The organism is Streptomyces sp. NPDC057900 (assembly GCF_042887885.1).
Classification (GTDB): domain Bacteria; phylum Actinomycetota; class Actinomycetes; order Streptomycetales; family Streptomycetaceae; genus Streptomyces.
Genome location: NZ_JBHVOI010000010.1, coordinates 79797 through 101430 on the forward strand (window position 1 = coordinate 79797; position 21634 = coordinate 101430).

General features: G+C 71.8%; 22 protein-coding genes. 15 read left to right on the top strand and 7 right to left on the bottom strand.

What is annotated here, in order from left to right:
• Nucleotides 1–242: 242 nt before the first annotated feature.
• On the top strand, nt 243–971 hold the full coding sequence (locus ACFVQ0_RS28820; RefSeq protein WP_390092113.1) for an alpha/beta hydrolase: 729 nt from the start codon (nt 243–245) through the stop codon (nt 969–971).
• A gap of 76 nt (nt 972–1047) precedes the next feature.
• On the opposite strand, the gene ACFVQ0_RS28825 is transcribed toward ACFVQ0_RS28820, so the two are convergent.
• Nucleotides 1048–1848: an SAM-dependent methyltransferase gene (locus tag ACFVQ0_RS28825; protein ID WP_390092114.1), complete on the bottom strand. Its 801-nt coding sequence runs from the start codon at nt 1846–1848 to the stop codon at nt 1048–1050.
• 528 nt (nt 1849–2376) lie between these two features.
• On the opposite strand from ACFVQ0_RS28825, the gene ACFVQ0_RS28830 reads away from it, so the two are divergent.
• Both ACFVQ0_RS28830 and ACFVQ0_RS28835 read left to right on the top strand, forming a co-directional pair.
• Nucleotides 2377–3126 carry a dienelactone hydrolase family protein gene (locus ACFVQ0_RS28830; protein ID WP_390092258.1) on the top strand — a complete coding sequence of 250 codons (750 nt, stop codon included), beginning with the start codon at nt 2377–2379 and terminating at the stop codon, nt 3124–3126.
• Between the two features lie 92 nt (nt 3127–3218).
• The gene (locus ACFVQ0_RS28835; protein ID WP_390092115.1) at nt 3219–4157 is read left to right on the top strand and encodes a carbohydrate kinase; all 939 of its coding nucleotides are present in this window, start codon (nt 3219–3221) and stop codon (nt 4155–4157) included.
• A 37-nt stretch (nt 4158–4194) separates the two neighbouring features.
• Here the strand turns inward: ACFVQ0_RS28835 and ACFVQ0_RS28840 are convergent, their stop codons facing one another.
• From ACFVQ0_RS28840 to ACFVQ0_RS28850, 3 genes are read right to left on the bottom strand one after another with little or no spacing between them, the layout of a single operon-like run.
• Nucleotides 4195–5061 (bottom strand): hypothetical protein, encoded by an 867-nt coding sequence (locus ACFVQ0_RS28840; protein ID WP_390092116.1) that lies wholly within the window; start codon nt 5059–5061, stop codon nt 4195–4197.
• On the bottom strand, nt 5058–5627 hold the full coding sequence (locus ACFVQ0_RS28845) for a sigma-70 family RNA polymerase sigma factor (RefSeq protein WP_390092117.1): 570 nt from the start codon (nt 5625–5627) through the stop codon (nt 5058–5060). The genes ACFVQ0_RS28840 and ACFVQ0_RS28845 overlap by 4 nt, the downstream gene beginning before the upstream one ends.
• Nucleotides 5624–5785: a hypothetical protein gene (locus ACFVQ0_RS28850; protein ID WP_390092118.1), complete on the bottom strand. Its 162-nt coding sequence runs from the start codon at nt 5783–5785 to the stop codon at nt 5624–5626. Before ACFVQ0_RS28850 ends, ACFVQ0_RS28845 begins: the two co-directional genes overlap by 4 nt.
• A gap of 402 nt (nt 5786–6187) precedes the next feature.
• On the opposite strand from ACFVQ0_RS28850, the gene ACFVQ0_RS28855 reads away from it, so the two are divergent.
• On the top strand, nt 6188–6844 hold the full coding sequence (locus ACFVQ0_RS28855) for a class I SAM-dependent methyltransferase (protein ID WP_390092119.1): 657 nt from the start codon (nt 6188–6190) through the stop codon (nt 6842–6844).
• A gap of 48 nt (nt 6845–6892) precedes the next feature.
• Here the strand turns inward: ACFVQ0_RS28855 and ACFVQ0_RS28860 are convergent, their stop codons facing one another.
• Entirely contained in the window at nt 6893–8530 is a 1638-nt protein-coding gene (locus ACFVQ0_RS28860) for an MFS transporter (RefSeq protein WP_390092120.1), read from the bottom strand.
• Nucleotides 8531–8659: 129 nt separating this feature from the next.
• On the opposite strand from ACFVQ0_RS28860, the gene yhfZ reads away from it, so the two are divergent.
• The 9 genes from yhfZ (at nt 8660) to ACFVQ0_RS28905 (ending at nt 16808) form a co-directional block, all read left to right on the top strand.
• Nucleotides 8660–9598 (top strand): GntR family transcriptional regulator YhfZ, encoded by a 939-nt coding sequence (yhfZ, locus tag ACFVQ0_RS28865; protein WP_390092121.1) that lies wholly within the window; start codon nt 8660–8662, stop codon nt 9596–9598.
• Nucleotides 9599–9693: 95 nt separating this feature from the next.
• Entirely contained in the window at nt 9694–10080 is a 387-nt protein-coding gene (locus tag ACFVQ0_RS28870) for a transcriptional antiterminator (RefSeq protein ID WP_390092122.1), read from the top strand.
• A gap of 61 nt (nt 10081–10141) precedes the next feature.
• Nucleotides 10142–10498 (top strand): DUF2620 domain-containing protein, encoded by a 357-nt coding sequence (locus tag ACFVQ0_RS28875; protein WP_024491812.1) that lies wholly within the window; start codon nt 10142–10144, stop codon nt 10496–10498.
• A gap of 43 nt (nt 10499–10541) precedes the next feature.
• On the top strand, nt 10542–11876 hold the full coding sequence (locus ACFVQ0_RS28880) for a YhfT family protein (protein WP_390092123.1): 1335 nt from the start codon (nt 10542–10544) through the stop codon (nt 11874–11876).
• 91 nt (nt 11877–11967) lie between these two features.
• Nucleotides 11968–12924, top strand: a complete 957-nt coding sequence (locus tag ACFVQ0_RS28885; protein ID WP_390092124.1) for a phosphotriesterase — start codon at nt 11968–11970, stop codon at nt 12922–12924.
• Nucleotide 12925: 1 nt separating this feature from the next.
• Nucleotides 12926–14050 (top strand): aminotransferase class V-fold PLP-dependent enzyme, encoded by a 1125-nt coding sequence (locus ACFVQ0_RS28890; RefSeq protein WP_390092125.1) that lies wholly within the window; start codon nt 12926–12928, stop codon nt 14048–14050.
• Between the two features lie 2 nt (nt 14051–14052).
• On the top strand, nt 14053–15216 hold the full coding sequence (locus tag ACFVQ0_RS28895; protein WP_390092126.1) for a YhfX family PLP-dependent enzyme: 1164 nt from the start codon (nt 14053–14055) through the stop codon (nt 15214–15216).
• Between the two features lie 10 nt (nt 15217–15226).
• Complete coding sequence (locus ACFVQ0_RS28900; protein WP_390092127.1) at nt 15227–16468, top strand: phosphopentomutase; 1242 nt, start codon at nt 15227–15229, stop codon at nt 16466–16468.
• An 88-nt stretch (nt 16469–16556) separates the two neighbouring features.
• Nucleotides 16557–16808: a hypothetical protein gene (locus ACFVQ0_RS28905; protein WP_390092128.1), complete on the top strand. Its 252-nt coding sequence runs from the start codon at nt 16557–16559 to the stop codon at nt 16806–16808.
• Here ACFVQ0_RS28905 and ACFVQ0_RS28910 read toward each other — a convergent pair whose 3' ends face one another.
• Together ACFVQ0_RS28910 and ACFVQ0_RS28915 are read right to left on the bottom strand one after the other, a co-directional pair.
• Nucleotides 16809–17609 carry a class II aldolase/adducin family protein gene (locus tag ACFVQ0_RS28910; protein ID WP_390092259.1) on the bottom strand — a complete coding sequence of 267 codons (801 nt, stop codon included), beginning with the start codon at nt 17607–17609 and terminating at the stop codon, nt 16809–16811.
• Between the two features lie 5 nt (nt 17610–17614).
• Complete coding sequence (locus tag ACFVQ0_RS28915) at nt 17615–18631, bottom strand: C-terminal binding protein (protein WP_390092129.1); 1017 nt, start codon at nt 18629–18631, stop codon at nt 17615–17617.
• 222 nt (nt 18632–18853) lie between these two features.
• On the opposite strand from ACFVQ0_RS28915, the gene ACFVQ0_RS28920 reads away from it, so the two are divergent.
• Together ACFVQ0_RS28920 and ACFVQ0_RS28925 are read left to right on the top strand one after the other, a co-directional pair.
• On the top strand, nt 18854–19753 hold the full coding sequence (locus tag ACFVQ0_RS28920; protein ID WP_390092130.1) for an Lrp/AsnC family transcriptional regulator: 900 nt from the start codon (nt 18854–18856) through the stop codon (nt 19751–19753).
• A gap of 204 nt (nt 19754–19957) precedes the next feature.
• On the top strand, nt 19958–21610 hold the full coding sequence (locus ACFVQ0_RS28925; protein WP_390092131.1) for an amidohydrolase: 1653 nt from the start codon (nt 19958–19960) through the stop codon (nt 21608–21610).
• The last annotated feature ends 24 nt before the right edge of the window (nt 21611–21634 follow it).

A 21634-nucleotide genomic window follows, 5' to 3' on the forward strand; every position in this document is an offset into this window, starting at 1 on the left:
GCTTCTTGCGCAGGGGCGATCACACGCCGCAGGTGGCCACCGGGGCCCGGAAGCAGGGCGCGTACTCAACAGAGACAGGTCAACTGCCTTGCGAATACTCAGAGTTGGGAGCCATCAGTGACGGGCGGGATCGCCTGAGAACCTAGGAACCGTCAGCACGCTTTGTCAAGACGTTGTACTAACACGGTCGCATCCGGCTCCGAGCCGTATCGAACGCGCTCCTCGCCGCCTACGATGGCCCGATGAAATTCGTCATGGTGCCGGGCGGCTGGCAGGGCGGGTGGGCCTTCGACTCAGTGGCCGTCGAGTTGAACCGGGCCGGTCATGAGGTCGAGGCGGTGACCCTGGCGGGGCTGGAACCGGACGGCCAGGCCCACGCGGACCGTACGCCTAACCTCGACACACATGTCGACCAGGTGGCGGAGATCGTCGACCGGTGCGCGGGGGCACCGCTGGCGCTGTGCGGGCACAGCTACGGCGGGATGGTGATCGCCGGTGTCGCGGACAGGCTCGGCGCCCGCCTCGACCACCTCGTCTTCATCGACGCCTATGTTCCGGACGACGGGGATTCGTGCTGGTCCCTGACCAGCGACACCTTCCGGGAGTTGTTCATCGCCGGTTCCCGCGCCGACGGCCGATGGGTCGCGGTCCCCGACGGGCTCGATCCGCGCGCGCGACCGCACCCGCTGGCGAGCTTCATCCAGTCGGTCAGGCTGCGGGACGACCCCGGACACGCGCGGCCCGCCCGGACGTTCATCAGCGGTGGCGTGTGGCCGGGCAGCCCGTTCCTCGCCCTGACCGAACGGTTGCGCGACGACGCGGCGTGGCGGGTTCACGAACTTCCCGTCGGTCACAACATCGCCCGCCGCGACCCGGTCGGCCTCGCGGCAGTTCTCCGCACGCTGCAACGGCCGGTGGGAAACCATGACTCCGATGCCGAGGCCGTCAGGGCCGCCGGGCCGATGGAGTGATCCGACGACCCGGCCGGCCCCGGCACCGACCAACCGGGTAAGCCGGCAAGGCAGTTGGTGGCGGCGAAGCGAGCCGTTACGCCTTGCGGGCCACGGCGCACCACATGGGCAGGGTGTCGTCCGCGATGTCGGACGGGGCGGGACGCCAGCGGGTCAGAGTGACGAGTCCCGGTTCCAGGATCTCCAGGCCATCGAAGAAGCGCTGCACCTCGGCATGGGTGCGGGGGGTCGCCGAAGCGTGGCTGGCGGCCCGCTCGTTGTAGATCCGCATGGACTCGGCGACCTCGGGCGCGGTGACGTCGGCGGCCGGGTGCGACAGCACCAGGTAACTGCCGGGGGCCAGGCGGTCCAGCAGCCGGCGGGTGATGTCCCACGGATCTTCGGTGTCCTTGATGTACTGAAGGATCGCCACGAGCATGAGGCCGACCGGCTGGTCGAGGTCCAGGTTCCGGGCGGCCGCTTCGAGGATCGCGTCCACGTCGCGCACATCGGCCTGCACGTAGTCGGTCTGCCCCTCGGGGCCGCTGACCAGGAGTGCCCGCGCGTGGGTCAGCACGATCGGGTCGTTGTCGACGTAGACGACACGCGATTCCGGCGCCGCCTGCTGCGCTACCTCGTGGGTGTTCGCCGCGGCGGGAATTCCCGTACCGATATCGAGGAACTGGCGGACACCGAGGTCCGTGAGGAGACGTACGGCGCGGCCGAGGAAGGCGCGGTTGGCCCGGACCGACGGCACGATCGTCGGGTTGGCCTGGGCGGCGAGCTCCGCCGCCTCCTGATCCACGACGTAGTGGTCCTTTCCGCCCAGCCAGACGTTGTACACGCGGGCGGGATGCGCGCTCACGGGATGCGGTGCGGAAAGCGTGTTCTCATTCATTTTTCTGTCTCCTCGTGCGGCCGCCACAGCCAGCTCGAACTCAAGTACGGACACGGTACATCCGTGATCCACCGCTCATCACCCACCGGAGCACGCCACTTGGTTCCGGACCTTCCCGGCGCGGCAATTGCCCTGCTCGGGCTCCGCTCACACGGCGCTCCCCGACTCGTAGCGGCACGACAGCAAGGGCCGTTCACCCATGGGGGCGTGATCCGCCCGGGGATGAGATCCGTGAGCGGCAGCAAATCCCGGTCCGCCCGCGCCCACCGCGGCCCCGGAAAAAATGGCCCGCCGCTCCCCCGCCGCGCTCCCTCTCATGGATTGATTTCCCCTCGGCCACCGCCGCCGCCGGAGGGCGGGGCATTCACCGTGAGCGGGGCACAACGGTCATTGCGTTTGCTGCCGTACAGGTTGTACTTTGCTGGCGAAAGTGAACTGACTTCCCGGAACCACGGGTTGAGGTCTTCGATCCGTCGCCCCTCCGACGGTGAATACGCACCGGTCCGAAGAAGGAAGAACGTGCAGAACGTGCCTACCAAGACGCTGTTGATTCCCACCGCCGACGGCCGGGCCGACGCACTCGCCGCCTTCCCCGACAGTGATGAGCGGCACCCGGGCGTGCTGCTGTACCCCGACGCCTTCGGCGTGCGGCCGGTGCTGGCGGAAATGGCCCGTGAACTGGCCGGGCACGGGTACTACGTGCTCGTCCCCAACATCTTCTACCGGCACGGTCCGGCACCGGTGATCGAGCTCCCCGAGCACATCGGCGCCGAGGCCCGGCCCGCGATCTTCGCCCAGGTGATGCCCTTGATCAAGGCACACACGAGCGAACGCGCCCTGCGCGACGCCGAGGCCTACCTCGGGTTCCTCACCGGCCGGCCCGAGGTCAGCGCCGGGCCGGTCGCGGCGATCGGCTACTGCATGGGCGGAACTTTGGCGATGCGCACCGCTGCCGCGTATCCCGACCAGGTGGCGGCCGTCGCCGGATTCCACCCCGGCGCCCTGGTCACCGACGCGCCCGACAGCCCGCACCACGGGTTCCCCGAGGTATCCGCCCAGGTCCACCTCGGCCTCGCCGAGGGCGACATGACGCCGGAAACCCTGAGTGAGCTCAACCGGGCGCTGGACGCCGCAGGCGTCAGCCACACCTGCGAGGTCTACCCGGAAACCACCCACGGCTTCACCATGTCCGACACCGACGCGTTCAGCGCCTCCGGGCTGCAGCGGCACTGGGACCGCCTGCTGCCGCTTCTCGACCGCGCGCTGGCCGGCCGCTGAGGCAACGGGTCCCGGCCGGGCCCCAGGGTGTTCAAAGGCCGTGCCGCCTGCCAGGACACCTACGTCACCGCACTCCAGGAGACCCCACCCTCATGCTCGAAGGAATCGACCTGCTGGTCATCGGTGAGTGCGTCGCCGACATCGTCCGGCTGCCGGGTGCCGCCGACCGGGTCCACCCGGGAGGCAGCCCGGCCAATGTCGCGTACGGCCTGGCCAGGCTCGGGCACGACGTCACCCTGCTCACCCAGCTCGGTCCGGACGCTCACGGGCGCCTGATCCGCGACCATCTGGCCGGTGCCGGGGTAGCGGTCCGCACGGACGGTTCGACGGCTCCGACCCCGTCCGCCGCCGTCACCCTGGACGGCGCCGGGCGGGCCGCGTACACCTTCGAGATCACCTGGACGCTGGGCCCGGTCTCCCTGGAACGGCAGCCCCGGCACGTCCACACCGGGTCGATCGCGGCCGTGATGGAGCCGGGTGCCTCCGCGGTCGTCGCCGCCGTCGAGTCGCTGCGGACGGCCGCGACGGTCAGTTACGACCCCAATGTGCGGCCGGAGTTGATGGGGGACCACGAGGCGGCCGTGCGCGAGGTCGAGCGCTGTGTGGCGCTCAGCGATGTGGTCAAGGCCAGCGACGAGGATCTGGAGTGGCTGTACCCCGGTCAGGAACCCGAGCGGGTCGCCGAGCGGTGGCTCGCCGCCGGGCCGGCCCTCGTGCTGGTCACCCGGGGCGGCGACGGGGCCCTGGCGGTCCTGCCCGGCGGCCGGGTCCCGGCCGGCGCGCCACCCGTCGAGGTCGCGGACACGGTGGGGGCCGGGGACGCCTTCATGTCGGGCACCCTCCACGCACTCGCCGCGCACGGGCTGCTCGGCGCGCAGGGGCGGGAGCGGCTCCGCGCGGTGGACCGGGCCACTGTCACCGACGTCCTTCGCCACGCGGTGGCGTCCGCGGCCGTGACCGTCGCGAGGGCCGGTGCCAACCCGCCCGACGTGCCGGAGCTCGCCGCGGCCCTCGGCCGGACCGGCCGCTGACGCCGGGGCCGGTGCGGCGCACCGCTGACGACCGCCGCTACCCCCAGCACCACTTGGGTTCCCGGCGGGCGGCGGCGATCAGCGGGCGGGCGGACTTGGGGCGGGGCTGGAGCCGGTTGCGCACGGAGGGCCGTCCCGGAGCGGGCGCGCTGCCGGCGGTCAGGCTGCGGATGTGGTCGGTGAAGCCGGGGGCGGGCAGCGGCAGCTCGAAGTCGTCTATGTGGCAGACCGCCGCCGGTACGTAGTCGAGCACGGCTCCGACCATCGCGGGCACCGGGGCCGGTTCGGTCTTGAGCGCGCCGAGGATGCGCAGCGCTGTGGGCAGCAGGCTCGCGTCGGTGGTCGTCACGGCGTTGAGCGCGTCGCTGACGATGCCCGGCACGTCGTCGGTGGTGACGTCGGGCACGGCGTCGGTGAAGTCGTCGGTGGAGGGGGGCGCGCTCTGGATCTGCTCGGTCTGCTCGTACCACCAGCGGGCTTCGCCGTGCTCACCGAGTGCGAGGTGGTGGAGGTAGAGGCAGTAGGAGGCCGCGGGGTCGCCGGCGCCGGCCGCGTACTGCCACCAGAAGCGGGCGTTCTCCTCGGATTCCGCGAGCTGGAGAATGCAGCCCAGGACCCGTGCGCCGGGGGGTTCGGGGAGTTGCGGGGTGAGGAAGGTATCCAGGGTGCTGAGTGCGGTGTTGCGGGTGACGACGGTCTCGCAGAGGGTCTGCAGGTTCTGGGCGGCTTCCTGCTCCGTCGGCTCCTCCGGTACGGGAGTGGCCGGCGGTGGCGGGGCGCTGGACGGGCCGGCGGCGTGGAGTCGGGCGAGGAGGCGGGTCTCCGCTGCGTTTATGTCGTCCTGGGTGTAGGGGGTGGTGACGAGGCGTGCGCGGGAGAGGAACTCCGTGATGTGGCGTGTCATCGTCGTCCTTCCATGGCGCGGTCCGGTCCCAGGATGTCCCGCAGCCGGCGCGTCGCGTGCCGGACCGTGGAGCGCACGGTGGCGCTGGTGATGCCGAGTACGTCGGCCACTTCGGGGGCGTTGAGCCCATGGAGGTAGGTCATCACCATGACGTCGAGCTGACGCTCGGTGAGCTGCCGCATCGCCCTCATGAGGGCGAGGGTCTCGGTGATCTGTCCGTACGGATCCACGGCGTCGCGCAGGGCGAAGGTGTTGAAGGCCTCGTCGTCGAGGAGCGGGGGCCGGCGCCTGCGCGCGCGGCTGTGATCGTTGACCTTGTTGCGCATGACGGTCCACGCGTAGCCGGACGGGTTCTCGACGAGCAGGACCTTGTCCCAGGTGCGCAGCAGCTGCTCGAAGGCGCTGTCGATCGCTTCCTCCGCGTCGTGGCGGTTGTGCAGGAACGTCTCGGCGTAGTGGATGTAGCGCGGCCGGTTCATCTGGTGGAAGGCGGTGAACGAGAGGTCGGGGAGCTGCTGGGTCATCGGCTCTGTGCCCGGACGGGTGCGGCTTCGGTACTCGGTCACCGGCCTTCCTTCCGGTCACGGGGACGGCGGCTCAGCTCGCTCACCCCGACCCGGACTCCCGCGGCCGCCAGGTGGCGCAGCAGGGTGTGGGCGTCCTTGCCGAAGACGCGGATCGTGACCGCCAGGATCATCAGGTCACCTACGAGGTGGATCGTCACAGGCGCGAGCCTCTGTTCGTGCGGAGAGCCGGGCGCTTCTTCGAGCCCGGGAAGTGCGCGGTCGTGCGCCCTTCACTCTCAACAACACCTGGCAACGAACAACTGTGCAGGCGTAATTCGGAGAAAGTGACGGATCGGCAGAATCGGCGAGGTGCGGACGTTCCCGCTTGCTCATCCGGCACCATCAGCGACCCCGCGCCGGGTGCTCGTCGGTACCGTCACCAGGGCACACGCTCCGCGATCATCGCTTTGCATAAATTTGCGCAAATCGAGCAAACATCAATGGTGATCCAGGTCACACCGGAGCGTGGGTTCGGCATGGCGGTGCGGGACGCCGCCCCGAGCTGACGGTCGCGCGGAGCCGGTACCCCGCCCCTGGCCGCCGGATGATGGACTGGCGCGATGACGACACCGCTGCCCCGGCTCCTCGCGGCCCTGGAACGGTTCCACGCCGCCCACCCCTGGGACCACAACGCCCACTACCACCGCTGGATCATGCGGCAGCTCCCGAAGCGCTTCGGTACCGCCCTCGACATCGGTTCGGGCAGCGGGGAGCTGGCCCGGCTGCTGGCCACGCGTGCCGGAAACGTGCGGGGCCTGGACGCCGACCCCGCGATCGTCGCTCGGGCACGCGCGCTCACCGGGCCGGACGCGCCCGTCGCGTTCACTGTCGGAGACGCGCTCACCGACATACCGTCCGGCTCCTACGACGTGATCACCTGTGTCGCCGCCCTCCACCATCTGCCGTTCTCCGACGCCCTCGACGTGTTTCGCCGGCACCTGGCGCCGGGCGGGACGCTGGTTGTCGTGGGGCTGTCCCGCGCGCGGTCGACCGGTGACCGGCTCTTAGGTGCGGCCGCTGTTCCGCTGAACGTCGCCATGGCCTTGATCAAGAACCGGGGACGCCGCTCGGCACGGCCGGCGTCGATGACCGCTCCCACCCGGCCCGCCGTGATGACCTTCGCCGACATCGCCCATGAGGCCCGGCAGTCGCTGCCGGGTGCCCGGCTCCGCCGCAGGGTCTTCTGGCGGTACACCCTGGTCTGGCACCGGAACTGACCGGCCTCGCGGGGAAGTTCCAGGACTGCGACGGGCCGGCCGTTTCGTCTAGCGCCCGGACGGGTGCGGCGCCGGGTTCTCGGGAGGCGCGGCGCCGGCCTCCTCCGTCACACGTGTGCCCGGGTGCCGGAGCGAACAGATGAAGGCGAGCACGAGGGCACCCGCCATGGAGTAGAACACCCACTGGTTCGCCTCGGCGAAGTCCAGCCGGATCGCCTGCATCGACTCCCGGGTGAGCTCGGCGGCCCTGCCGTGTCCCGTGGGCTGTCGCGCGTCGGCGTTCCCGGTGACGGCTTCCGCGATGTGCCGGGCGGCGGTGTGGGCGGGGCCGGACGGCACGCCCTCGCCCCGGAGCGTCCCGGCGACCCGGTTGACCGTGACATGCGTCAGCACCGTGCCGAACACCGCGAGACCGATGCTGGCGGCGAAGTTGCGGACGGTCTGCGTGATGCCGGTGACCTCGCCGTAGGAGGCGCCGATCGACCGGTTGACGGCGTCGGTCGAGGCGGGTGCGAGCAGGAAGCCGATGCCCGCGCCCGCGAGCGCCGCGTACGGCCACTGGTCGTGCATCGAGAGCGTCGTCAGCTTGGCGGCCCAGAGTGCGAAGCCGACCGCGCCGAGCGCGGAGCCGATCTTGAGGGCCGGGCGGGCGCCGCGCTTGTCCAGGATGCGGCCGCCCCACTGGGAGGCGAGGGCGAACCCCACGAAGAAGTAGAGGAGGTAGAGCGCCGCCTGGTTGGGCGAGGCGCTCAGGGAGACCTGCGCGTACACCGAGGCGAAGAAGAGCACCGGCACGAAGGCCGTCATGGCGAAGAAGAGCACGAGCATGTCGACGGAGAACGCCCGGTCCCGGAAGACCTGGAGTCTGACGAGCGGGTGACGCCGGCGCAGTTCGAAGCGGCAGAAGAAGGCCAGGACCGCGAGCCCCACCACGATGCACGTCCAGGTCGACCAGGCGTCCCAGCCCCAGGACACGGACTGCTGGAGTCCCAGCACGGTCAGCCCCATGCCGACCGCCATCAGTACGGTGCCCGGCACGTCCAGGGGTTCCCGGTTGGAGCTCTCGGGGATGTGCGCGAGCAGTGCCAGGACGATGGCGACCACGGCGACCGGGACGTTGATCCAGAAGATGGCCCGCCAGGTCCATTCGGTGAGCCAGCCGCCCAGCAGCGGGCCGATGGCCGTGAGCCCGCCGGAGACGCCGAAGAACAGCGCCAGCGCGCGCCCGCGCCGTTCCACCGGGAACACCGCGATGACCACGGCGAGCGCCGCCGGGAACATCAGGGCGGCTCCGAACCCCTGGATCGCCCGGAACCCGATCAGCCACGCCTGGGCGTAGTCCCCCGACGGCACGGCACCGCAGAGCGCCGAGGCGATGACGAAGACGAGCGTGCCGCAGAGCATGACGCGGCGGTGACCGAGGATGTCGGACAGCCGGCCGCCGAACGCGAAGAACGCGGCGAGCGTCAGCAGGTAGGCGTTGATGACCCACTGCATCTGCGAGGAGGTGAGACCCAGCTCGTGAATGATGTCGGGCGCGGCGATCGCCACGATGGTCTGGTCGATGAACGTCATCGACACGGCGAACATCATCGCGGCCAGTGCCAGCGTCTGGTTCGGCGGCCCGCTCGCACCGGCCTTCGCAGGACGGTCCGGACCCTGCGCCCGGGGCGCCGAGTTGCTCATGGCCTCATGTTCTCCGCGCCCACCACCCCGCGCACGCCGGGCGGACCAGCAGGAGGAACCGGGGGGCGACCGGAGCGGCTCCCGGAAGGGGCCTTGTCAGTATCCAGAATCCTGGTTACTGTTTGATTCGTGAACGACTTCGACGACCGCTTCCTCACCCGCAACGGCCTCGCCGCGCGGCAGCTCGCCGTCCTGCTCCTGCACCACGAGCCGGACACCCGCCTGCCCCGTGTGCGCGACTTCTCGCAGGAGCTGGGCTGCGGAAACGGAACCGTTCAGGCCGCTCTCCACCTGCTGGAGGAGGCCGGTGCGATCTCGACGACCGCACGCGGCCATCTCGGCACGTTCCTCGTCCACTCGGACCGTACCGTCCTGTGGCGGCTGTCCGGTCTGGGCACCCTGCTCGCGGCGATGCCGCTCCCCTACTCACGGCGGTACGAGGGCCTGGCGACCGGGCTGCGCAGCGCGTTCGAGGAGGCCGGCGCACCGTTCGCGATCACGTTCATGCGAGGCGCGGGGGCCCGGACCGCGGCGCTGCTGGAGGGCAAGGTCGACCTGGTCGTCCTGTCCCGGTTCGCCGCCGACCAGCTGATCGCGGAGCACCCGGTGGAGCTGGTGGCCGATCTCGGCCCCGCCACCTATGTCGGCGCGCACGGCATGCTGGTCCGGCACGGGGTGGACCTGGACTCGCCCGGACTGCGGGTGGCGGTCGACCACGCCTCGGAGGATCTGCGGATGCTCGTGGAGCGGGTCTTCGCCGGCCGGGAGGACGTCGAGTGGCGGGAGGCGTCGTACATGCAGCTGAGCGATCTGTTCGCGCGGAACGAGGTGGACGCGACCGTCTGGAACCTGGACGAGGCGCAGGACCGGCTCGGGATCGGCGTCGACGTGCTCCCGCTCGGGGACGAGGTCAACCGGGAGCTGGCACTGCGCAACTCCACCGCCGCCGTGATCGGCCGGTCCGAGGGGGCCAAGGCGCTCGCCGCGGTCCGCGACTCGCTCGATCTGTCACTGGTGACCCGGCTGCAGAGCGAGGTGCTGCGCGGTGAGCGCGTCCCCTCGTACTGACCGGCGGGCTCCGTGACCGGGGTCTCATAACTCCGGGGCGTCGCTCGCCCTCAAAATACAAAATCCTGGTTACTGTTGATTTTAGGAGGCTCACCATGGACGACCAGCTCGCACTGCGGATCCAGCTCTTTCGCGAGGGCGGCACGGTCAGGCCGGAGGTGGCCGATTTCGTCACCGCCGAGCTGACCGCCCTGGAGGCGGAGGGCCGCACGGTCACCGAAGCGACGGCAGGCATGCTGACCAGCCATCTGATGATGGCGCTCGGCCGGATCCTGGACGGCGAGGCGATCGAGCAGTTCCTCACCGACGACCAGGTCGCCGCCGAGCTGGCCGGACATCCCGACGCCGTCGCCCGCGCCCGTGCCGTATCGGCCCGCGCCGAACGGGAGCTGGGGGCCGCGCTCCCGGAGTCCGAGGTCAACTTCCTCGGGATGCACCTGGCCGTCCTGGCGCAGCAGCCCCCCGCCGCCCCCGCGTCCTGACCGGTCGCGGCAGGCGTCCCCCATCCCCGCAGCAGACACCGACGCAGAGAGAAGAACAGCCATGACGAAGATCCTCACCGGTGGAGTCGGCAAGGTCGAGGTCACCGCGGCCATCGGCAAGCTCGGCATCGACTCGCTCGACGTCGTCGCCTCCAGCGACATGGACGCGGCGATGAAGCTCCGGGCCGGCCAGGCCGACTACTACCTGGGCACCTGCCACACGGGCGCCGGCGCCTCGCTGGGCGTGCTCGTCGGCCTCATGGGCAGTGCCGCCTGCCACACCTTCGGGCGCAGCGTCCCGACGGAGGAGCAGGTCACCGCCCTGCTCGCCGAAGGCAAGAAGGTCTTCGGCTTCTCGATGGACCAGATCGACATCATCGCCCCCCTCATGGCGCGCGCCATCGCCGCCCGCGGCTGATCAACAGCCTGTTCTCATCATCCCGGGCACCAAGGAGTGACTCGTGAGCACCACACTCGCCGCCGGCGCCAGCCTCGACTTCACGCTGGCCCAGCAACTGACCGTGATAGCCCTCTGTGCGCTGACGGCCTACATCTCGCACATGGCCCTGGCCGTCTTCAACGACGGGGTACGCCCCTTCATGCTGGACTTCATCCAGGGGCGCACCACCCGTAGCGCGACGACCGCTGTCTCGTTCGGTCTGTCCGCCGGGTTCATTTTCGGACTGGGTGCGCCGATGGCCCTGTCCACGGGTGTGCTGAACCCGTGGCTGGTCTTCCTGCCCACGGACATCCTCGGGATGCTGGCGCCGAAGAAGTGGCTCGCCCCCATCCTCGGTGCCGCCTGGGGCGCGGTCGTCGTGTTCGGCCTGAACGGCGCGAACAACGTCGCCCACGATCTGCCGGTCGACTTCCTGACCGCGATGCAGCAGATGTCGACGCCGATCCTCTTCCTCTTCTCGCTGTTCCCGGTGCTCGCCATCACCAAGCAGTTCGGCCGCAAGTGGGGCGGGATCGCGGGCGTCCTCGAACTGGCGCTCGTCGTCATGACGATGAAGCTGTGGCCGAACATGTTCGCCGGGGCGCTGGCCATGGCCGTCGGCGTGCTGATGCTCATCGGTCTCGCGGTCGCCAAGGACGTCCGGCAGCGCCGGGCCGACCGGGCGGCGGGCGTCGAGGAGGTCGTCCTGGAGGACGATCCGATGGCGTCGCTGTTCAGTGCGAGCGCGGCCCGGCTGCGCAGGTACCTGCCGCTGTTCATGGTGCTCGGGGCCGGGGTCTGTGTGCTCGCCCAGATGCACATATTCGGCGGCGGTGAGGCCACCAGCTTCCTCATCGCGAAGGGGCAGTACTCGGAGGCCGCCCAGGTCGACTTCTACCGGGTGTTCGGCTTCATCCCGCTGATCGCGACCACCGCGCTCGCCTCCGGGGCGTACGGCATCGCCGGTTTCACGCTGGTGTACCCGATCGGCTACCTCATGCCGAACCCCTTCCTGGCCGCGGTCGTCGGCGCGCTCGTGTTCGCGGCCGAGGTGCTGGCCCTCTCCTGGATCGGCCGGGTCCTCGGCAAGCTGCCCAGCGTCCGGGACTCCTCTGAGCACCTGCGCAGCGCCATCGGTGACACCCTCCAGCTCGCGATCCTCTTCGGTTCGCTGATGGCCGCCAACGCCATGGGCGGCGGACTCGGCATCCTCGTCGTCGGCGGGCTCTACCTGCTGAACGAGGCGATGGGCCGCCCCGTCGTGAAGATGGCCGCCGCACCCGCGGCCGTGATCATCGGCGGCATCCTGCTCAACATCCTGTACTGGCTCGATCTGTTCACCCCGGTCAAGGGCTGACGCCCCCGCGACCGGGAGCTGTTCACCCCGCGTCGGGGCCGCCGCGCCCACTGACCGGACCGGGCCCGTACACGTAGAAGGAACCCCCACGATGAATCACCCCGCCCCGCACACCCTGCGCACCGTCACCGGCGATATCGCGACCTCTTCGGTACGCGGCCCGGCCCTCGCCCACGAGCACCTGGTCCTCGATCTGGACCAGCGGGGCGACGGTGCGGCCGTCCTCGACCCGCGACGCCACGCGGCGGCCGTGACCGCCGAGCTGAGCGCCCTGCGCGAGGAGTTCGGCCTCTCCGTCGTCGTCGAGCTGACCTGCCGGGGCATGGGACGCGACGCCGGCGCCCTGGCGGCGATCGCCCGGGACGCGCGGGTCGCGGTGGTCGCCGCGACCGGCTGGTACTACGAGCCGTTCCACACCCCGGAGATCGACACCGCCGACGTGGAACAGCTCACCGAGGTCCTCGTCCGCGAGATCGAGGACGGCATCGGCACGACCGGCATCCGGCCCGGCGTCCTCGGTGAGATCGGCAGCCACGGGGACGTCCCCACGGCTCCCGAGGCCAAGGTGCTGCGGGCCGGCGCACGGGCGGCGCGGGCCACCGGGCTCTCCCTCGCCACCCACGCGCAGCTGGGCCGGGGCGGGCTCGCCCAGCTGGAACTGCTCACCGGTGAGGGGCTGCCCGCCCACCGCGTCAGCATCGGCCATCAGGATCTGCTCGACGATCCGGGCGTCCACCGGGAGCTCGCGGCGCGCGGGGCGTACGTCGCCTTCGACACCGTGGGCAAGTCGGCCTACCAGAGCGACCGGACGCGGCTGCGGCTGCTGCTGGCCCTGGTCGAGGCCGGGCACGCGGACCGGGCGCTGCTGAGCTGCGACATCTCCCGCCACGGCTACCTGCTGGACGAGGGCGGCCAGGGCTACGGGCACCTCTTCCGCGGCTTCCTGCCCGAGCTGCGCGCGGCGGGCGCCGACGACGATCTGATCGACCTGCTGACCCGACGCAATCCGCTGCGCTTCCTGACCGGCGCGAGCGTGGAGGAGAACTGACATGAGCCCCGTACCTCCCGTGCTCCCCGCCACCTTCCCGCTGGCGACCGTGGAGCTGGACGACGCCGTCGCCAGGCAGTTCCGGCTGCTGGAGGCCACCGCCGCCCACTTCGAGGGACAGCAGCTGTTCTCGTCCGACGCGGGCGTCGTCCCCGGCCTCGGCCGGCCGCGCACCACCGCCCGGGTGGAGGCCGTGCTCGCGGACTTCTTCGGAGCCCAGGACGCCGCCTTCGTCCAGGGCGCGGGCACCGGCGCGATCCGGGCCGCCCTCAACGCGGCCGTCCGGGCGGGCGACCCGCTGCTCATCCACCGCGCGCCGGTCTACCGCACCACAGAGGTCACCCTGCGGGGCATCGGCGTGGACACCGTCGAGGCCGATTTCAACGACGCGTCGGCACTCCGCGAGGCCCTGGAGTCCGGCCGGTTCCGGTGGGCGTACATCCAGCACACCCGGCAGCGGCTGGCCGACTCGTACGACCCGGCCGAGGTCATCGCGGCCTGCCGGGCCGCCGGGGTGCGCACGATCGTCGACGACAACTACGCCGTGATGCGCACGCCCGCCGCCGGGGTGGAGCTGGGAGCCGACGCCTCCTGCTTCTCCCTCTTCAAGCTGCACGGTCCGGAGGGCGTCGGCCTCGTCGTCGGCGCCCGCGACCTGGTCGAGCACGTCCGGCGCGACAACTACTCCGGCGGCGGGCAGGTCCAGGGCCACCAGGCGCTCGACGCCCTGCGCTCCCTGACCCACGTTCCCGTCATGTGGTCCGTGCAGTCCCGGGTGGGCGCGGAGGTCGCACGGCGGCTGGCCGCCGGCGAGGTGGCGGGGGTGGCGGAGGTGCGCATCGCCAACGCCCAGGACCGCTGCCTGCTCGTACGGCTCGACCGGCCGGTCGCGGCGGGACTGCCCGCCGTCGCCGCCCGGTTCGGAGCCGCCCCCTACCCCGTCGGTTCCAACTCCAGGTACGAGATCGCGCCGCTCTTCTACCGGATGTCCAGCTCGGCTCTCGACGACTCCCCCGAACTGGCCGACTGGACCGTACGCATCAACCCGATGCGGGCGGGCGCGGACCTCGTCATCGACATCCTGCGCCGCTCGCTCGCCGCCCTGGACGACCCGAAGGACGACTGACCGTGTTCCTCGACACCGTACTCACCCGCAATCCCGGGCTCGTCGACGCCGCGGCCGCGCTGCACCGGAACGGCGACATCCCGCCCGACACCTATGTCGTCGACCTGGACGCCGTCGAGGCCAACGCCGCGCTGCTGGCGGCCGAGGCCGACCGCCTCGGGATCAGCCTCTGGTTCGTCGTCAAGCAGCTGGGCCGCAACCCCGAACTGATCCGGGCCATCGCCCGGCACATCCCCCGCTCGGCCGCCATCGACCCGGCGGAGGCCCGCACCCTGCACGCCGCCGGAGCCCGGCCCGGCAACCTGGGACACCTGGTCCAGATCCCCCGGCGCGCGCTGCCCGAGATGCTGGCCTGGCGCCCGGAGACCGTCACGGTCTTCGACCTGGCCAACGCCCGCGCGGTGTCGGAGGCGGCCCGCGAACTGGGCTTCGTACAGCCCGTCCTGATCAGGCTCGAAGGGGCCGAGGGCGACGTCTATCCCGGTCAGGAGGGCGGCGTGCCGCTCGACCGCCTGGAGTCCTTCGCCAAGGAGGCCGAGGCGCTGGACGGCATCCGGATCGCGGGCGTCACCGCCTTCCCCTGCGTACTGTGCGACCCGGCGACGGGCGTGCCCGCCGCGACCCCCAACTTCGGCCTGGCGATCCGTGCCCGTGAACTGCTGGCCGCGCGCGGGCACCACGACCTCAAGCTCAGCGCCCCCAGCGCCACCTCGATGGCGTCCCTCCCGCTGCTCGCCGAACTGGGCGCGACCCACGGCGAGCCGGGCCACGCCCTCACCGGCACCACCCCGCTGCACGCCGTCGATCCGGCACAGCCCGAGCAGCCCGCGTACGTGTACGTGAGCGAGGTCGCCCACACCCTCGACGACGGCCGTCCGGCGATATTCGGCGGCGGCTTCTACAGCCGTGCGCACATCCGCAGCGCCCTGCTGCCACGCACCGGCATCCGCCTGGGCGTGCAGGACGCGCCCGCCGAGAACATCGACTACTACCGGCTGCTCGACGCGCCCGGCCGCGCGGCGGACGCCCGGGTCGGGGACACCGCGCTGCTCGCCTTCCGTACCCAGATCTTCGTCACCCGCTCGACCGTCGCCGTCGTCTCCGGGCTCGCCTCCGGCGCCCCCCGGTTGAACGGGCTCTACGACGCACATGGCCGAGCCCTGTAAGGAGCACCTCATGGCCAAGACCGTCATCGTCGTCATCGACGGATTCGGCGTCGGCGCCATGCCCGACGCGGGCACCCTGCGCCCCGGCGACCTCACCGCCGATACCTGCGGACACGTACTCGACCACTGCCGGGCCGCGTTCGGGCGGCCGTTGCGCCTGCCGGTGCTCGGGGCGCTGGGGCTCGGTCTTGTCCACCCGCACCCGGACCTGGTGCGCCGCACCCATCTGCCCGTCGCCGCGGGCCGGGCCGCGCTCGGCTATCCGGGCGCGGACACCTTCGCCGGCCACCAGACGATGATGGGCGCCGACTTCAGCCGGGTGACGGTGGCCCGGCTCGCCGACCACCTCGACGAGGTGTCCGGCGCTCTCACGGCCGCCGGTCACCGGGTCGAGCGCCTGGACGGCAAGCCACTGCTCGTCGTCGACGGGGCGGTGCTGGTCCACGACAACCTGGAGGCCGATCCCGGCATCAACTGGAACGCGTCCGGCCGCCTGGACGACCTCCCGTTCGACGGGCCCGGCGGGATCCTCGCGATCGCCCGTACGGTGCGCGCCGTCGCCCCGGTCGCGCGGGTCATCGCGGTCGGCGGCCATGCGGACGGCCCGCTCAGCGACTTCGTCCGCCCCGGCGACGGGGGAACGGTCGGTCTCGACACCCCCGCCACCGGCTTCTACCGCAACGGCGGGCTCCAGGTGCAGCACCTGGGCGCCCCGCTCGACCACACCCGCCAGCTCCCCGAACTGGCGGCACGGGCCGGGATCCCGGTCACCCTGGTGGGCAAGGCCGCCGACATCCTGGTGTGCGGGGCGGCGGTACGTCATCCGGCCGTCGTCACGGCCGACGTACTCTCGCACACCCTGGACGCGGTGCGCGCGGAGGGCGACGCCCTGGTGGTCGCGAACGTCCAGGAGACGGACCTGGCGGGCCATCAGCAGGACACCGTGCGGTACGGGCAGCTGCTGGAACAGGTGGACGCCGGGCTGGCCGGGCTCGTGGCCCTGCTCGCGGACCCCGGTGACCGGCTGATCGTCACCGGCGACCACGGCAACGACCCCACCATCGGCCACGCCAACCACACCCGGGAGTACGTCCCGGTGCTGATCCACCGGCCCGGCGCGGACGGCGTGGAACTCCTGCCCGACGCGCACAGCCTGGCGGACGTCGGCGCGACCGCCGCCCTGTCACTGGCGCTGGACCCCGAGGGCCTCGCCGCGGGCAGCCCGCTGCACACGGGCCGCCGCGCGGCCTGATCCGAACGAGAGGCTCCGGGCCCCGGACGGGTGACTTGGTCCTCCGTAGCCTTCCCCGGCGGCGGCGGACCGGCTATGCCTGTTGCCCATGCTCAAGAACCTGCTGCGCGCCGGGGCGCCGGTCGCCCTCGCCGCCCTGTCGCTCACACTGACCGGTCCCGCCCACGCAGTGGAGGGCGCGGCGGCGCACCGGGCGAACCCGTGCGCCACCGTCGTCGCACCGCTCGGCTCCGTCTGCGTCCCGGCGCCCAAACAGTGCTTCACGACGCCGTGCGACCAGTACGACATCGTGCCGGTCCTGTCCGCCCCGTGGCCGCCGGGCCGGGCCCGCACCGCCTGATCAGTCCTTGTGGTCGGGGGCGATCCGCTCGACGAGGCGCAGCAGCGCCGCCCAGGCCAGGTCGTAGGCGATGTCGTCCTGGAAGTCCGCGGTGGCCTCCCCCGCCAGCTGCCGCGCGGTGTACTCGCAGATCTCCTCCGGGGGCAGGACGAGCGCGGTGCCCGCCGCCTGGGCGGTGACCTGGATCTCGCAGGCCTTCTCCAGGTAGTACATCCGCAGGAACGCCTGAGCGGCGCTCTCACCGACGGTGAGCAGTCCGTGGTTGCGCAGGATGAGCGCCGGGTGCCCGCCGAGGTCCCCGACCAGGCGTTCCTGCTCGTCGAGGTTGAGCGCGACGCCCTCGTAGGCGTGGTAGCCGACGCGGTTGTGGAACTCCATCGACATCTGGTTCAGCGGGAGCAGCCCGCCTTGCTGGGCGGCCACGGCACAGCCCGCCTTGGTATGGGTGTGCAGGACGCAGTGGGCGTCCGGGCGGGCCTTGTGGATCGCGCTGTGGATCACGAATCCGGCCGGGTTGACCGGGTGCGCGGAGGGTCCGACGGGATTGCCGTCCAGGTCGATCTTGACCAGGCTGGACGCGGTGATCTCCTCGAACAGGAGTCCGTAGGGGTTGATCAGGAAGTGGTTGTCCGGGCCGGGCAGCCGCTGCGAGATGTGCGTGAAGATCAGGTCCGTCATGCGGAAGTGCGCGACCAGGCGGTAGACGGCGGCCAGTTCGCGCCGCAGTCGCAGCTCCTCGGCCGCGAGCGCTTCGGCCGTGGCGAATGCGGGGGCGGGGGCGGGGGCGGGGGTGGTGAGGATCTCGGTCACGCGGATGCTCCTTGCCGGCCGGGGGCCTGCTGCGGTGCGCCGGCCGGGGCTCCGGCCGGGACGACGACGGGGGTGTGCGGGCGGCCTGTGGTCCACCACGCGAGGACGTTGTGGGCGGGTTCGAGTACGTACGCGCGCAGCGAGGCGTCGGTGAGGAACGCGCTGTGCGGGGACAGTTGGAGGCGCGGGTGGGCGCGCAGGGGGTCGTCGCGGGCCGGGGGTTCGACGGGGAGGACGTCGAGGGCCGCGCCGGCCAGCCGGCCGCTGTCGAGGGCGGCGAGCAGTGCCTGCGGATCGACGAGGTCGCCGCGCGACACGTTCACCAGCAGGCTGCCCGGACGCGTCCGGGCGAGCAGATCCGCGTTGACCATCCCACGGGTGGCAGGCGTGGACGGGGTGTGCAGGGAGAGCACGTCGGCCTGGGCCACGAGGGTGTCCAGGTCCAGCCGTTCGACGCCTGCGGGCCAGTCGCCGTCGGCGGCGTGGGGGTCGTAGGCGGTGACGCGGCCGAAGACCGGGGCGGCGATGCGGGCGAGCGTACGGGCGATGCGGCCGAAGCCGATCAGGCCGAGGGTGATCTCGCTCGCCCGGCGCGGCACCTCCGTGAAGTCGCGGCTCCAGCCGCCGGAGCGCACCACCGCGTCCGCCTGCGGGAGGCGGCGGATCAGCGAGAGTGCCGCGGCCAGCGCGTGGACGGCGACGTCCTCGGTGGCCGAGTGCGGCAGGTTGGTGACCCACAGGCCGCGGCGGGCTGCCTCGGCGGTGTCGATCATGTCGTAGCCCGCGGACATGGTGGCGAGGAGCCGGACCCCGGGCAGGCGGTCGAGGAGCGCGGCGTCGACCCGCGCGTAGCCGACGATCAGCGCGTCGGCGTCGTGCGCGGCCGCGACGATCGCCTCGGGATCGCGACTGCCCACCACCCGGACCTCGAAGCCGCCCTCGGTCAGGAGCCGGACAGCCGGTTCCGGGTCGAGCTCCTCCGGGTCGGTGATCACGGCGACAGGGCGCGTCATTTCGGTCTCCATGGATGATTCGATCGTTTCGGCGCTGCCAAACTTACGTTTCCGCTGCATTATTTGTCCATGGCTGACGACATGGTTGTCGGAATGGCCGTCTGAGCAGGCCCGGTGGCGACCTCGGGACTCCCCGGTGGAGTGCCGCAGGCGTTGACCGACAATGAGCGGGCGCCGGGCCGGACACGGCCGGGCCGCACCGATCCACCGAGGGGACAGCAGATGGAACTGGACGGGACCGACCTGTCGATCGTGCGGGAGCTGCAGAGCGACGGGCGGCTCACCTACGAGACGCTGGCCCAGCGGGTGGGCCTCTCCCGCCCGGCGGCCCGGATGCGGGTGCAGCGGCTGACGGAGTCCGGTGCCGTGCGCGTGGTGGCGATCGTGCACCCGGCGGTGCGCCAGCTGTCGGCCTCCGCCCATCTCGCCATCGACACCGAGGGGGCCGCCGCACCGGTCGCCCGGGAGATCGCGGCCCTCCCCCAGGCCCCGTTCGTCACCCTGACGAGCGGGCGCCGGGCCATCATGAGCGAGCTGCGGACCGCCGGTTTCCAGGAGCTGGAGCGGACCATCGAGCACATCCGCGCGCTTCCCGGGGTGCGCACCGTGGACCCGCTGATCGCCACCCGGCACGTCAAGGACCCGTACCTGCTGACGGACGAGCCGACGGTGACGCTCCAGGACGACGTCGACGAGCGGATCCTGGCCGCGCTGGAGGACGACGGGCGGCTGCCCTTCGCCGAACTGGCGGTCCGGGTGGGGCTGTCCGCCGGAGCCACCCGGTCCCGGACCCTGCGCCTGCTCGACGGCGGGGTGGCCAAGGTGGTCGCCCTGGTGCGGCCCGACGTGCTGGGCATGGGCTTCCTCTGCGGATTCGCCCTCCGGGTCGCCGGCGAGGCCGCCGCCGTCGCCGCACAGGTGGAGCGGTTCGCACGGGTGACCTTCCTGTCGACATGCCTGGGCAGGGCGGAGCTGGTCGGCACGATCACGGCGGAGTCCTTCGACGCGGTGCGCGCCACGCTGGAGGAGATGCGGGCCCTGCCGGCGGTGCGCGAGGTCGAGAGCTGGCTGCACCTGGAGCTGGTGAAGGAGCGCTACGACACCGCGTCGCGCCCCGCCTGAACGGCGCGCCGCGACGGCGTACGGCGACAGACCACCACCCGGAGAGGGTGGCCGCAGTCGATTCGTAATCAAGCTAACGATCGAACTTTACAAAAATTGCCCACCTCTTCCTATGGTCAATTCTTCGTTCGTTTCATATCGTTCAGCGAGCCGAATCGTCTGTCGGCACTCCCCCGTACCTCTCCGGTCGAAAGCAGGCCTGCCATGCCCCGCCACCCCGACAACCCCGACCGCACCCTGCTCGTCACCGGTGCCGCCGTCGCCGCCGCGGGCACCTCGGTCCGCGCCGAGGCGCTGGCCGTGCGCGGCGACCGCATCGTGTACGTCGGCACCGCCGAGGACGCCCGCGCGTCGCTGGGCCGGGTCGACGAGGAACTCCGGCTGGACGGCGGACTCGTCCACCCGGGATTCATCGACGCGCACTGCCACCCCGTCATGTACGGGCAGGCGCTGGCCTGGGTCGACCTGCGGCCGGAACGCGTGCCGGACATCGCGACGATGGTGGAGGTCCTGCGCGAGGCCGGACGCGAGCTGCCGGCCGGCGTCCCGGTCCGCGGCTTCGGCTACGAACACCGACGGCTCGCCGAGCAGCGCCACCCCACCTGCCACGATCTGGACCGGGTCGCGGAGGACCGCGAGGTCTACGTGATGAACGCCTCCGGACACGGCGGCGTCGTCAACTCCCACACCCTGCGCACCTGCGGCATCACCGCGGGCACCACGTCGCCCGAGGGCGGCAGCATCGGCCACTTCGAGGACGGCGAACCGGACGGGCAGCTGTGGGACGCCGCCTGCGACCTGCTGACCGGGCCGGCCGGGGTGAAGATCGGCAACCACGGGCCGAACTTCCACCTCTCGGAGCCCGAGGACATCATGGCCGACCATCTGCTGCGCGCCCAGGAGGTGTTCCTCGCGGCCGGTGTCACCACCGTCGGGGACGCCCAGGTGTCGCGGCGCGAGATGGAGACGTACCTGCGGGCGAACGCCGACGGCAGCCTGCGAATGCGGGTCTCGGCGTATCTGACGTCCGCGCTGCTCGACACCGCTCTGGAGCTCGGCGCCGTGCGCGGCTTCGGCGACGACCACTTCCGCGTCCAGGGCGTGAAGTTCTACGCCGACGGCACGCTCGGCGGCTGGACCGCGTACTTCCCCGAGGGCTACGCCGCGGACTGCTGCCACCACGGGCAGCTCTACCACTCGGTCGAGGAGTACGCCGACATCGTCCGGCGCGCTCACGCGGCAGGGTTGCAGACGGCCACCCACGCCCAGTCCCCGTACGCCATCGGCATGGTCCTCGACGCGGTCGAGAAGGCCCAGGCGGACCGGGAGCGGCCCGGGATGCGGCACCGCATCGAGCACTGCGGGCTGCCCACCGACGAGCAGATCGACCGCATGGGCGAGCTCGGTGTCGTCCCGGTCATGCAGCCCCAGCACCACCTGCGCACCGGCGACGGCACCCTGACCGCCGTCGGGGAGCTCGGTCACCGGTACAACCCGGCGGGCCGCTGCCCGGAGGCCGGTGTCCCGGTGGTCTTCTCCTCCGACGCTCCGGTCGCGCCGCCCGCCCCGCTGGAGGCTGTCGCCGCCGCCGCGACCCGCCGCACCGTGCTCGGCACGGTCCTCGGTGACGAGGCGCTGAGGCTGCCGGTGGAGGCGGGACTGCACGCCCACACGGCGGCCGCGGCCCATGCCCTGCACCGGGAGGACGCGGTCGGCGCCCTCGCCCCCGGCATGCTCGCCGACTTCACCGTCCTGGACGCCGATCCGCTGACGGTCTCCGCCGACGAGCTCACCGGTATCCGGGTGCGTGAGACCTGGGTCGGCGGGCGCCGCGCCTGGGCCGCACCCGGCCGCTGACCCGTCCGACAGCCACCGCAGAAC